The 13,773-nt window shown below is 41.9% G+C and carries 12 protein-coding genes; 5 read left to right on the top strand and 7 right to left on the bottom strand.

What is annotated here, in order from left to right; translation table 11 throughout:
• Positions 1-16: 16 nt before the first annotated feature.
• The 3 genes from M1D84_RS03495 (at position 17) to modB (ending at position 3,423) form a co-directional block, all read left to right on the top strand.
• Complete coding sequence (locus M1D84_RS03495; protein ID WP_458106407.1) at positions 17-1,867, top strand: LTA synthase family protein; 1,851 nt, start codon at positions 17-19, stop codon at positions 1,865-1,867.
• A 114-nt stretch (positions 1,868-1,981) separates the two neighbouring features.
• Complete coding sequence (gene modA / locus M1D84_RS03490; RefSeq protein ID WP_103131614.1) at positions 1,982-2,758, top strand: molybdate ABC transporter substrate-binding protein; 777 nt, start codon at positions 1,982-1,984, stop codon at positions 2,756-2,758.
• Entirely contained in the window at positions 2,758-3,423 is a 666-nt protein-coding gene (gene modB / locus M1D84_RS03485) for a molybdate ABC transporter permease subunit (protein ID WP_025094109.1), read from the top strand. The genes modA and modB overlap by 1 nt, the downstream gene beginning before the upstream one ends.
• Positions 3,424-3,462: 39 nt before the next feature.
• On the opposite strand, the gene M1D84_RS03480 is transcribed toward modB, so the two are convergent.
• From M1D84_RS03480 to M1D84_RS03450, 7 genes are all read right to left on the bottom strand, one after another.
• The gene (locus tag M1D84_RS03480; protein WP_151039898.1) at positions 3,463-4,308 is read right to left on the bottom strand and encodes an aldo/keto reductase; all 846 of its coding nucleotides are present in this window, start codon (positions 4,306-4,308) and stop codon (positions 3,463-3,465) included.
• 69 nt (positions 4,309-4,377) lie between these two features.
• Entirely contained in the window at positions 4,378-5,247 is an 870-nt protein-coding gene (locus M1D84_RS03475; protein WP_103131839.1) for an ROK family protein, read from the bottom strand.
• 64 nt (positions 5,248-5,311) lie between these two features.
• Positions 5,312-7,327, bottom strand: coding sequence for a Na+/H+ antiporter (locus tag M1D84_RS03470; RefSeq protein ID WP_024423462.1), 2,016 nt, complete (start codon positions 7,325-7,327; stop codon positions 5,312-5,314).
• 313 nt (positions 7,328-7,640) lie between these two features.
• Complete coding sequence (locus M1D84_RS03465; protein WP_024423463.1) at positions 7,641-8,252, bottom strand: trimeric intracellular cation channel family protein; 612 nt, start codon at positions 8,250-8,252, stop codon at positions 7,641-7,643.
• A 149-nt stretch (positions 8,253-8,401) separates the two neighbouring features.
• Positions 8,402-8,815 (bottom strand): disulfide oxidoreductase, encoded by a 414-nt coding sequence (locus M1D84_RS03460; RefSeq protein WP_024423464.1) that lies wholly within the window; start codon positions 8,813-8,815, stop codon positions 8,402-8,404.
• The gene (locus M1D84_RS03455) at positions 8,812-9,498 is read right to left on the bottom strand and encodes a DsbA family protein (protein WP_024423465.1); all 687 of its coding nucleotides are present in this window, start codon (positions 9,496-9,498) and stop codon (positions 8,812-8,814) included. Before M1D84_RS03455 ends, M1D84_RS03460 begins: the two co-directional genes overlap by 4 nt.
• Positions 9,499-9,639: 141 nt before the next feature.
• Positions 9,640-11,739, bottom strand: a complete 2,100-nt coding sequence (locus M1D84_RS03450) for a heavy metal translocating P-type ATPase (RefSeq protein ID WP_025094106.1) — start codon at positions 11,737-11,739, stop codon at positions 9,640-9,642.
• 412 nt (positions 11,740-12,151) lie between these two features.
• On the opposite strand from M1D84_RS03450, the gene M1D84_RS03445 reads away from it, so the two are divergent.
• Positions 12,152-12,895, top strand: a complete 744-nt coding sequence (locus tag M1D84_RS03445) for a metal ABC transporter ATP-binding protein (RefSeq protein WP_024426045.1) — start codon at positions 12,152-12,154, stop codon at positions 12,893-12,895.
• Positions 12,895-13,767 (top strand): metal ABC transporter permease, encoded by an 873-nt coding sequence (locus tag M1D84_RS03440; RefSeq protein ID WP_024423468.1) that lies wholly within the window; start codon positions 12,895-12,897, stop codon positions 13,765-13,767. The genes M1D84_RS03445 and M1D84_RS03440 overlap by 1 nt, the downstream gene beginning before the upstream one ends.
• Positions 13,768-13,773: the final 6 nt, after the last annotated feature.

The following is a 13,773-nucleotide window of genomic DNA, read 5'->3' as shown; positions in this document are numbered from 1 at the left end:
GTGAGGAGCTACATAAATGAAAGCGTTCTTCAAAAATCACTGGTTTTTAGTGTATTCCATCCTCTTCATGTGGATGAAAACATACATCATATATCAATTCGGGTTTCACATAAGAACGGCCAATCTGTTTCATGAATGGCTGCTTTTGATCAATCCACTTAGCTTTTTGCTCCCTTTGTTTGGGATTGCTCTTTTTTTAAATGAAAAGAAGCAAAAGATTTTTTTATTGACCGCAAATTTTATTTTGACGGCGATTCTCATAGCGAATACGATCTTTTATGGATTTTATATTGATTTCATTACGATCCCTGTATTATTCCAAGCGAAAAACATGGGGGATATGGGCAGCAGTATGACAGAATTGTTCCAACCGCTGTTTTTGCTGATGCTCATTGATTTCGTGGTACTGGCATGGCTGTTAAAGCGTAAACCTTTAGCACCAAAAGCCTCCTTTAAGACGATCAAAACATATTATGCCGTGTGCTGCAGCTTTCTATTGTTTCATGTCAGTTCAGCCATGATGGATCACCCTCGTTTTCTGACAAGCTCTTATGATCGAGAAGTGATTGTACGAAACCTTGGGCTGTTCCAGTTCCACCTGTATGACGGCGCTGCTCAAACAGCGCGAATTGGACAAAAAGCCTTTGCAGATGAAGATACACTTTCAACCGTAGCAAACTACACAAAGGCTGATTACAGTGCACCAAACGAAGAGTACTTTGGACTTGCTAAAGGCAAGAACGTGGTGTTCATTTCACTCGAATCAACCCAGCAATTTGTCGTTGATCAAAAGGTGAATGGACAATACATCACCCCCTTTTTAAATCAACTCGCTAAAAAGAGTTTTTATTTTGATGAATTTTATCAGCAGACTGAGCAAGGAAAGACGTCGGATTCAGAGTTTATTGTCGCAAATTCCCTCTATCCATCTAGCAGCGGCGCTGTCTTTTTCACAGCGAGTGACAACGAATACGACACGTTATACAAGCAGTTGAAAAAAAAGAACTATCAATCCGTCCAATTTCATGCGAATAATAAAACGTTTTGGAATCGTGATGTGATGTATGAATCGTTTGGGATTGACCGCTTTTATGATGTCGATTCGTATCAAGTCAATGAACAGAATTCAACTGGCTGGGGCTTAAAGGATATCGACTTCTTTGACCAATCCATTGATTATTTAAAAAAGTTGAAGGCACCTTATTACAGCACGTTCATTACCTTGACCAATCACTTTCCATTTGAAATCGATCCAAACGATCAATTGATTGATGAATATGATTCGTCCAGCGCCATTTTAAACCGCTATGTGACGACCGTCCGCTATCAGGATGAAGCCATTAAGACATTTTTTGAACGTATGAAAGAAGAAGGACTGTATGACAATACAATGTTTGTTCTCATGGGGGATCACTATGGCATCTCCGAGGCACATCATCAGGCAATGGCAGAGCTGCTCAATAAAGATGAAATCACACCGTTTGATGCTGTGAAATTGCAGCGGGTTCCCTTTTTGATTTACATTCCGGGAGTCACAGACCAAGCACCGCAGACAATTTCTGAAACAGCTGGGCAAATCGACGTGAAGCCGACACTCCTGCACTTACTCGGTATTGAAACGAAGGATGCCATTCAATTTGGCAATGACTTATTTTCAAACGAACGGACGCCTTTTGCTGTTTTGAGAAACGGAAACTTTATTACAAATGATTATCTCTATACAAAGAACACCTGCTATGATCAAAAAACAAAAGAGCCTGTTGAACAGGATGAGGTGTGTCAGCCTTATATCGAAAAAGCCAATAAAGAGCTTTCCTTATCAGACAAAGTGATCAATGGGAATTTGCTCCGTTTTTATCAGCATTAAAAGTCGCCTTCTGGCGGCTTTTCTTTTCTCTTTTTACTGAAAGCCTATGAATGGTCAAATAAGTTTGCTTATAATAAAGGATACAGATGATATTGAATAATAAGAGGTGTGAACATGAAGTATGCGTTCTTCGCCTTCATCGCCATCTGTTTGCTCCTGAGCGGGTGTCAAACAGAGATGAAGTCATCGGATACAACCAAAAAAACTGAGCTTGTCATTTCAGCTGCGGCAAGTCTTCAGGATGCACTAAAGGAAATTGAATCCACTTATAATGATGAGCATCCGAATGTGACATTAACAAATAATTTCGGGTCATCCGGCGCATTGAAGCAGCAAATTGCGCAAGGGGCAAAGGCCGATCTCTTTTTCTCAGCAGCTGAAGCGCCCTTTGATGAGCTTGTGAAATCTGGAGACATCGATCAACATTTTATCAAGGATGCTATCCAAAATGAGCTTGTACTCATTGTGCCAAAAGATCAATCTTCCTCTATTAAAAGCTTTCAAGACGTCCAGCATATAAAAGGAAAGGTTGCTCTTGGCACACCTGAATCCGTTCCTGCTGGTACATACGGCAAAGAGATTTTCACAAAGCTGAACATCTGGGATCAAGTGAAAAAGAACGCTGTGTACGGCAAGGATGTGCGGCAGGTTTTAAGCTACGTAGAAACAGGAAATGTGGAAGCAGGTGTTGTGTATAAGACAGATGCCCTCGTTTCCAAAAAAGTAAAGATTGCAGCTGAAGCCAATCAGGACATGCATTCCCCGATCATTTACCCAGTAGGGATCGTAAAAGGGACAGAACATTTAGAGGAAGCCAAGTCCTTTTTTCAATTTCTACAATCAAAAGCAGCCAAATCCATTTTTAAAAAGTACGGCTTTCAAGTGACATAATGCCCATGCTCACTGAAGAATTCCTTTCTCCCATCTGGCTGTCCGTGCAAGTTGCCGTTGTGAGCGGGCTGCTGGCAACAGTTTTTGGTACAATGATTGGCTATTGGATGGCGCGAACTTCATTTAAGGGGAAAATGATCGTAGAAACGCTTTTGATGATGCCGCTTGTCCTTCCGCCAACAGTTGTAGGGTTTTTATTGCTCGTCATATTCGGAAGGCATAGCTTGATCGGAGGCGTGATTGAATGGATCTTCCACCAACCTGTCATTTTTACATGGTGGGCGGCGGTAATTGCATCAACGGTTGTGGCATTCCCGCTTATGTATCAATCAGCAAAAGCCGGATTTTCAACCATTGAGTCAGATATTGAAGGGGCTGCAAAAGTAGATGGTGCTCATTCATTCCAAGTCTTTGCCTATATAACAGTACCACTTGCCCTGCCTTCCCTCTTGTCAGGCAGCATCCTCAGCTTTGCCAGAGCCCTTGGAGAATTCGGGGCGACCTTAATGTTTGCCGGCAACATCCCAGGAAAAACGCAAACACTCCCAACCGCTATCTATGTGGCAATTGATTCTGGACGAATGGAGCTTGCTTGGGCTTGGACGATTTGTATTGTGATCCTATCTTTTATCATGCTCTTGGCTGTGCGCCGAAGCAGTACGTAAAAAATCCTCTTTCTCATATAAGAAAGAGGATTTTATTATTTATTCAAACCCAACCGTCATCGTCTCTGGATTTGAGCCGACGCGTTCGTTATTGTTTAATGCATCGATTTTTTCCATGTCTTCTTTGGAAAGCTCGAAGTCAAAGATGTCTGCATTTTGTTTAATGCGTTCTTCATTGATTGATTTTGGAATTGTCACGACACCGCTTTGCAGATCCCAGCGCAAGATGATTTGAGCAACAGATTTGTTGTAGCGTGCAGCAATGTCTTTCAATACGTCATGATCTAATAGCTTCCCTTGCATCAGCGGAGACCATGCCTCAATTTGAATGCCTTTTTCCTTTGCATATTGACGCAGTTCAACAAGTGTCAGTTTCGGATGAAATTCAACTTGGTTCACAGCTGGAACAACCTCAGCATCTTTTAACAGCTCTTCTAAATGCTGAATGTAGAAATTGCTGACTCCAATGGCTCTGACTTTCCCATCTTTATAAAGCTTCTCAAGTGCGCGCCATGTGTCTTTAAATGTATCTGCATTTGGTCCAGGCCAATGAATCAAATAGAGGTCTAAGTAATCAAGACCTAATCGGTTTAAGCTTGCGTCAAACGCTTCAAGCGCTTTTTCATAGCCTTGATCTGTGTTCCATACTTTAGATGTGATAAATAAGTCTTCTCGTTTCACGCCAGATTCTTTAATCGCTTTTCCTACGCCTGTCTCATTTTTATAAACAGCTGCCGTATCAATGCTGCGATATCCGTTTCGTATGGCTGCTTTTACGGCATCTACCACTTGATTGCCGTCCTCCACTTTGAATACACCTAAACCAAACCAAGGCATTTCGACTCCGTTATTCAATGTTACGGTATCATTCAAGCTTTTGACCATTTTAACAACCACCTTTTTTATAGATTCCATCTCTTTCATTATCTCATGTTGTGTTTCAAAACTCTATTATCAGGCGTTTCTCTTCGCTTCGACGGCTAAGAGCAGTGCACCTGTCATGCCAGCCTTGTCCTCAAGCCCGGGGGAGACAATGTATGTATCAAGCGGCGGCATATCCACATAATCATTGACATAAGCAGCCAGCTTCTCTCGAATGAGTGGGAATAGCTGCTTTTGCTTCATGACGCCTCCGCCCATGATGATGCGCTCTGGGCTTAAAATGAGTGAGTACTGCATAAGCGCCTGCGCTAAATAATCCGCTTCAAGTGCCCAAACTGCTTCTTCCTGCGTAAGCTCTTTGGCGGGTTTTCCCCACCTTTTCTCAATCGCTGGTCCAGCTGCCAGCCCTTCTAAGCAATTTCCATGTGCCGGACAGACACCTGCAAACGGATCTGATTCATCCTGTCTGATAAGGATATGTCCCATCTCAGGATGTGAATGGCCGTGTAGAAGCTCATTTTTCACAACAGCTCCCGCACCAATGCCTGTACCGACCGTGATATACAAACAGCTGCTTAGCCCTTTGGCTGCCCCTTTTGTTAATTCACCTAGTGCTGCGGCATTGACATCTGTTGTAAAGGATACTGGGACACCTAATTGCTTCTCAAGCTCAGGAATGAACGGATAATGCTTCCACTCCACTTTCGGCGTGTTCATAATATAACCGTATGAAGGATCATCCTTTTGAACACAAATGGGTCCAAAGGAGCCAACCCCTAATGCTGCAATGTCATGCTGCTTAAAAAATGGAATAAGCTGCTGTATTGTTTTCTCTGGGTGCTCTGTCGGAATCGTCATTTCCTCCAAGATGTCTCCATGCTCATTGCCGATTGCACAACAAAATTTTGTACCCCCAGCTTCAATCGCTCCATAATACGCCATCATTGATCTCCCCTCTGCTCGTTCTCTTTCTTCATCATAAAACACGAGGGAGAAGATGACAACATCACGTATTGGTTAGCAGAACAGCCTCCATGTCATTGATATACTCCCTTAAATGATGGGCAATATCACGATTGATCTCACCATCTTCATATAAGGTTTGAATTTCATTTCGAATCGACTGTACAGCTTGGAAGTTAAGCTCTTTTTTCTTCCGGTCAAATGAACGGTCTTTTTGCTGGAAGAAGCTTGGACCGTGTTCACAGCGGTAAATCACTTGGTTGTAAAAACCAATCACTTGGTGGCACGTTTGCTGGTTTTCATCTGTCATATGCTGTTTGATCGAGTCTACCGCAGCCTCAGCCGTTTTCTTACGGATTTGTTTGTACGCGTCCTCTTTTTCTAAAATACCGCTTGAAATGTGCTGATTCGGCCGCCATAATTGCAGCCATTGAAGCAAGCGGAGAAACTTCACCTTTGAAAAACGGATTTTGAAGGAGTTTGAATACAGCATTTCCAGCTCATGAAATCTCTCTTGCAGCTCATAGGCTTCTTCCTTGTCAATTTTCTCTTCATCAATTAATTGTTGAAGTTTCATCTGTTCTGCTTTGATGCCGTGCAGTCTGATTTTCCGCTCTTGTTTTCTCATCCCGAATTGGTATGGTTCACGCTGGATATTTCTCAGCTTCATTCGGTAATCATTGATGAGTGCAAGGGATACTTCCCTGTTGTCCTCATTCATCCCTTCTTTTAACGTTTTAATCGCGCTTCTCAGCAGCTTCCGTTTCGCATGCTGAATCTTTGTATCCAAGTCCACGTCGACTTGTTTGTCTTTTTTCTCAGATAAAAGAGGCAGTAACACACTGGCTAAAATGAGTGTACATAAGATGACGCCTGCTGCGAGGAAGATAATCAAATGCCGCTCTGGAAATGGTGATCCGTCCGCAAGCGTAAATGGGATAGAGAAGGCACCGGCTAATGTCACAGCCCCGCGGACACCAGAGAATGTCATGAGCATCGAGGCGCGAAACTTCGGCTTTTTCACATTTTGCTTTTTTGTTGCACTCCATTTTCCTGCCCAGAACAGCCATACCCATAAGAACCGCAGCACCATGAGACATAGCGTAATAATTAAGATGTAGCCAATCACCTGCATGTTGTTAAAGGATTCATCTTGGAAAATGACTGTAGAAACATCCGGAATCTGCAATCCAAGTAAAACGAAAACAAGTCCGTTTAAAATAAATAAAATAATATTCCATGTGTTTGATGAAGCAATTTGCAGTTTGGCTAAATTCGCTTCCATTCGGTCTTGTTCAATGGCATGTGTCACACCGCCAGCCACAACGGCTAAAATTCCAGATACACCGATTTCTTCCGCTGCTAAATAAATCACAAATGGTGTAAGGATTTGCAGGATGATATGCATTGTGACATCGTCCATTCCTAAACGGCGGAGAAAATAGCGAAAACGAATGATAAAAAAGGATAGAATAAATCCAGTCAATAACCCGCCTGCTGCAATCAGTACAAAACTAAAGGATGCCTGAGCAATTGAAAATGCTCCCGTCACCGTTGCAGCAATGGCAAATTTAAAGGCGACAAGTCCTGATGCATCGTTCATCAACCCTTCGCCTTCCAGCAGTCTCATGATGCCCTTTGGCATATTCACACGGCTGGATAAAGCACTTACTGCCACCACATCTGTCGGTGATAAAATTGCTGCAAGCGCAAATGCGGCTGGAAGCGGTATGCTTGGAATCATCCAATGAATGGTATATCCCGCTACAATGACGGTCGCAAACACTAACCCAAGCGCTAAAAGAAGAATCGGTGCTCTTAATTTCCATAGCTCATCCCTTGGGGTACGCTTCCCGTCATTAAATAACAGCGGCGCAATAAATAGAACGAAGAAAAGTTCAGGATTTAAAGAAATATGTAAACCTGAAGGAAAAGCTGCCACCAATATTCCTAAGCCCACTTGAATTAACGGAACGGGAATAAAGGGGACAAAACGATTGATAATATTAGATACTGCAATGAGTGCCAGTAGTACGAGCACTGCCAAAAAAATCTCCACTAGTACATGTCCCTCCTATGTATATTTTTCGTCAAGTTTTGCTTACATGCAAAGATGTGTTCATTTCATCCATCCGTCCGCTCAGAAGTGCTTCTTTAGTATTCCGCAAAAAGTGAAACCAACACATAACAATCCATCTAGGCAAAAAAAGGCTGAATCTAGATATTCAGCCAGCTGACAAAATTTTCATCATATGTATTGTTCAAATGATGAACAAAAGACCCTGCTTTTATTTTACACGAAAACTCCATCATCTGCTGATATTCAGCTCTTATTAAACACAAAAAAAGAGCGGAATCGCCCTTTTTTCGTTTTACCCTTTATTTAAAAAATAAGATCTGGCGGGAAGACGCCATTTGAATAAGTAGGAACAAACCCTGCATACGACGAGGATGACAAACAGCAGATATAAAGCAAGCTCTCCTTGCGCTAAGCCGAGTCCGACGAATAAGCCGCCAAGGGCTGCCCATACGGCGTAAATCTCTGCTTTTAGCACAAGCGGCTTCCGCCCTGCTAATAAATCACGCACAATTCCGCCGCCGCTTCCAGTCAAAATGGCTGCCACAATAACTGCACTGAGCGGGAGTTCTCTTTGCACAGCAAATAATGCGCCTTGAATCGCAAACGCTGCTAAACCGATCGCATCCGAGAAATTCCCCCATGTGCTCCAATGCTTGAGCAAAAGCTTTGGAAAAAGAAACACAATCGTAATGGATACAAGGGCAATCGTAAACATTTTGCCCTGTGACCATAAAGCAGACACCGGCAGACCAATTAATAGATTCCGAATCGCTCCACCGCCAAATGCTGTCACAATCCCTAAAATGTACACACCAAGAATATCGTACTCTTCCTCCATTGCCACAATCGCGCCACTAATAGCGAATGCGACAATGCCAATGATACTTAAGACTTCCCATGCCATTTTCCGCTTATCTCCTTACCTTTATCTGATCATCTAACACTACTCCCTTAATGTATATCTGACACAGGTGAAAAGCAATACAAATTTTCTTTAAATTTTATCTTTTTGCAAAAATAAAAAATAACCCGCTTATAAGCAGGCTATCTCTTTCAATCTTCTTTTGCATTTAACAGCAGCATACTAATGATGATGAGAATAAATGCAATAAGGGCTAGCAGTGGAATGGTGATAAAACCAAACCAGTTCAAATAATCAACGGAACAAGGAATACCGCTCAGGCAAGGGCGAATCGATGCAAAGCCAGGTATCTTTTGTTCCATATAATGATAGATAGAAAAACAAGCGCCAATCACAGCCAAAGGCAGAACGTAATATTTCACTTTCACATCGCCTCTGAATGTCGCAATTCCAAGTAAAAGCACGAGCGGGTACATGAAAATGCGCTGAAACCAGCACATATCGCATGGGATAAACTTCTTTACTTCACTTAAATACAGGCTGCTCATCGTCGCAACGATAGAAACGATCCAAGCACTGTATAAGTAAACAAGCTTATTCTTCATGATTTTTTCCCTTTGAGCTCTTGATCAATTAATTCTTTGATTTCATCATAGTCATAAAAGTTTTCAACTTGTTTATTGTTAATGAAAAGAGTTGGTGTTGCATTCACTTTATATTGGTTCACAAGCTGATCGTCTGTGTTCAGCTGCGGCTGATATGTTTTCTTTGATAGGTTATCTTTAAGCTTGTCCGTATCTATTTTTGTTGTCTTTTTCGCTAGCTCTGTCAGCTTAGCAGGCGTGACCCATTCTGCTTCACTATCTGGCTGTGCTTGATAGACAGCTTCATGAAATGCCCAAAAGTTTTTCGGATCTTCTTTCCACACTTCTTCAGAAGCTAGTGCTGCCAGCACTGCGCCATCTCCATGAACAGGAAGTGGCAAGTTAATAAACGAAAATGATACATCGCCTTTATCTATGTAGTCCGCTTTCAGCTTTGGGAAAATGTCTGTTTCAAATGATTTACATGATGGACATTTATAATCCCCAAACTCGACAATTTGTACGGCTGCGTTTTTATCTCCCATGACAGGCTGTCCTTTAATAGAAGGCTTACTGTCAACCGTTTGTGCTTCTTTGCTGTTGTTATTTCCAATGACGACGAATATTCCGATGAGAAGAGCTGCGATAATGGTTAAAATGACAGCAAATTTAATGGATGATGATTGATTATTTTTTTTACTCACATAAGCACCTACCTTATCTTTTTCATTCCTTCAAAAGAAAAAGGATAATAGCTTAGAATAATGCCATTATCCAACTTCTTCTATTTTAACAAGAGGGGATTCATTATGAAAGATGGTATTCATGAATTTTTCCTAACAATTTTATTTCATTACCCTCATGGCATTTAAAACAGCGAGTACAGTCACACCGACATCCGAGAAGACGGCTTCCCACATGGTCGCAATTCCAAATGCTCCGAGTAATAGGAAAACCCCTTTAACCCCAAGAGCAAAAGCAATATTCTGCCATACAATTCTTCTTGTTCGTTTAGCGACAGCGATGGCTTCTGCTACTTTTGACGGCTGGTCTGTCATAATGACGATATCAGCCGCTTCTACCGCTGCATCTGAACCAAGTCCGCCCATCGCAATTCCTATGTCTGCTCTTGCTAATACCGGTGTATCATTAATGCCGTCCCCAACAAATAATAATTTTTCTTGAGGCGCTTTTTTCTGATCAATTTCTTCTAATTTCGTTACTTTATCCTGCGGTAATAATTCGGCATGTACTTCATCAATGCCAATTTGCTGGGCGACCGCTGTTCCAACTTGCTTGGCATCACCAGTCAGCATGACTGTTTGAATGCCAGATGCTTTTAGAGCTGAGACGGCTTCAATTGCATCATCCTTTAATTCATCTGCAATCAAGATCGATCCGGCAAACTCACCGTTAATGGCCATGTACACAACCGTTCCGCTTCGTTTTTCTTTTTCATATGAAATGCCTTCTCGTTCCATCAAGCGATGATTACCCGCTAACACTTGGGAACCACTGATGGTTGCTTTAATTCCATGTCCCGCAATATCTTCATATGCTTCGATCTTGCTTTCATCAAGCGGCGAACCATATGCCGCTTTAATTGATTCAGCAATCGGATGTGAGGAGTGGGCTTCTGCTAAAGCTGCAAAAGAAAGCAGCTCTTCTTCTGACCACTTGTCGCTCGTTGTCACGATATTGGTCACTGTAAAGTTTCCTTTTGTGAGTGTGCCCGTCTTATCAAATACAGCATAGCTCACAGAGTTTAGTGCTTCTAGATAGTTACTGCCTTTTACAAGGATACCTCGTTTAGAAGCTGCCCCAATTCCTCCGAAGAACCCTAATGGGATGGACACGACAAGGGCACAAGGACAAGAAATCACTAGGAAAACGAGTGCCCGGTAAACCCAGTCAGACAATTGAGCTGATGGAATGAGAAGCGGCGGCACAAAGGCAAGCAGCAATGCCAATACAACGACAGCCGGTGTATAGTATTTTGCAAACTTTGTGATAAAGTTTTCTGTCTGTGCTTTTCGGCTGCTCGCATTTTCAACCAAATCTAAAATTTTCGTCACTGCCGATTCGCTTAGCCCTTTTTGCACTTCAATTTCAAGAATACCGTTTTGATTCACAAATCCTGCAAGAACTTCTTTCCCTGCTTCTACATCCCGCGGCACAGACTCACCTGTTAATGCAGAGGTATCCACGAGTGAAAAGCCTTCAATGACGAGACCATCAAGTGGAATTTTTTCGCCCGGTTTTACGACGATACGGTCACCGACTTTTACTTCTTCCGGCTTCACTTTTTTCGTTTCATTTCCTACTTTGAGATTCGCATATTCAGGGCGAATATTCATTAGTTCACTAATGGATCGTCTTGAACGATTCACTGCTGCTCCTTGGAACAGCTCTCCAATTTGGTAAAACAGCATCACTGCCAGTGCCTCTGGATATTGCTGAATCACAAAAGCGCCAGCTGTTGCAATGGTCATTAAGAAGTTTTCATCAAATACTTGGCCGCGCACGATATTTTTCAGCGCTTTAAAAACCACATCGCCCCCGACTAGTAAATACGCTGCGAAAAACGTAATAAATTTCAGTAAGCCATCTTCTGGTATAAAATAAGCTGCTGTTCCAATGACTGCACCGCCAATTAATTTCAGCACAATCGCTTTTAAATTTTTTGTCCCATGATCATGATCGTGGTGATGTCCTTCTTCTTTTGGTGATACACTCACATGAGGTTCGATGGACTGAACCGTTTTTTCAATACGTTTTGACATCGTTTCTTGCTTATCTGCATGTGTGACAGTCAATGTCCCTGTCGCAAAATTAACGGAACAAGCTTCAACGCCATCCATTTTGCTGACACCTGTTTCAATTTTACGTGCACAGTTTCCACAATCAAGACCGCTTAATACGTATTCATCCTTCATTTTTTTCATGTTCTCACCTTTTTTCTATATGATAAGTAACGTTCCCTGGATCGATGAAACCTATTAAAAATCAAAAACTTTATATATGAGCATATATTCATATATTGGATTACCTTTATTATATGAGGAGTTCTCGTCTTCTGTCAATCATTTCTGAAGAAATAATTGGTTTTTTGTGTCCAATTCTGTCACACGGATTTTCAATAAACCAAGCTCATGTCCCCCGCCCCCCGCATAACATAAAAACGATCGTTTGCAGTTTTTCTCTTTACAAAAGAAGGACAGACGCTTAGAATAAAATAAAAGTTTCCCTAAGGAAACAAATTAGCATTAGAGAATCATTTCATCCTTTAGTCAAAATTATTTAATGTATGCATATATCTTTAGGAAGTGCAATGATGATTGAAAGGGGCCGCAAGAGATGTCAAATGCTTTAACAATCGACCGTCTTCATGTCTCATATCACGGACAGGATGCATTAGAGAATGTCTCTCTTTCCATACAGGAAGGGACAATGACAGGAATCATCGGTCCAAATGGTGCTGGTAAATCGACGTTACTCAAGGCATGTTTGGATCTCATTGAAAAAGACCAAGGGGATATTCGTTTTTTTGAACAGCCCTTTAAACACGTCAGAAAACAGATCGCCTATGTACCGCAGAGAAATGATTTAGATTGGACGTTTCCGATTCATGTACTGGATACCGTACTACTTGGAACATATCCGAAGCTCGGACTAATCAAACGTCCAAAAAAAGAAGACCGGGCATATGCGTATCACTGTTTAGAAAAAGTCGGGATGCAGGACTTTGCCAAAAGACAAATCGGTGAGTTATCCGGCGGACAGCAGCAGCGTGTCTTCCTTGCAAGGGCACTTGCTCAAAATGCACAGCTCTTCTGTTTGGATGAACCATTTGTCGGGATTGATATGGCAAGTGAAGAAACGATGGTGCGCATTTTGAAGGAATTACGAGATGAAGGGAAAACCATTTTGGTTGTCCATCATGATTTGAGTAAGGCAGATGATTATTTCAGCCATCTTGTTCTGTTAAATAAAAAGCTCATCAAAGCAGGACCTGTACATGACATCCTTCGCCCAGAGATCATGCTGGAAGCATATGAAACACAGCTGCCATTCTTAAAATCAGCAGGAGGAGACGTGTAATGGAATTTTTAACCGGACTCTTTGAATATGCTTTTTTACAAAAAGCGCTATTTACATCCGTCATGGTAGGCATCATTTGCGGCGTTATCGGCTGCTTTATCATTTTACGCGGCATGGCTCTGATGGGAGACGCCATTTCTCATGCCGTACTGCCAGGGGTCGCCATCTCTTATATGCTTGGAATTAACTTTTTCTTCGGGGCCGTTTTAACTGGCGTGTTAACAGCGATTGGGATCGGTTATGTGAGTCAAAACAGCCGCATAAAAAATGATTCTGCCATCGGCATTGTCTTTACAGCCTTTTTCTCAATCGGAATTATTTTGATCACATTTTTGAAAAGTTCAAGTGATCTATATCATATTCTATTTGGAAACGTTCTAGCTGTTCGATCATCTGATATGTGGATTACACTGGGAATCGGTATTTTTATTTTGCTAGCCGTCATTGTTTTCTACAAGGAACTGCTCATTAGTTCATTTGATCCGGTGATTTCTTCGGTTTACGGTTTGCCGAATCGTATGATTCATTATTTTCTCATGACCTTATTGACCCTTGTGACCGTTGCATCACTGCAAACCGTTGGAATTATTCTTGTCGTTGCCATGCTGATCACACCGGCAGCCACCGCTTATCTCTTAACGGACCGGCTCTGGATCATGATTTATTTATCTGCTTTTTTCGGTGCTGTTTCTGCTGTCGTAGGTCTTGGGCTTAGTTTTACGTATAACTTGTCATCTGGCGCTTCCATCGTGCTGGTCGCGACTATTTTATTCGGCAGTGCCTTTATCTTTTCACCAAAGCAAGGCATTCTATGGAGATCATTAAAATCTAAACGAAAACGAACGCACTTAAAAAAGGAAGCGTCTATGTAAAAGGAG

The sequence above is a fragment of the Bacillus sp. PK5-006 genome, assembly GCF_054161415.1.
The sequence above is the reverse complement of the archived record's forward strand: the minus strand, read 5'-3'. Positions and strand labels throughout refer to the sequence as shown.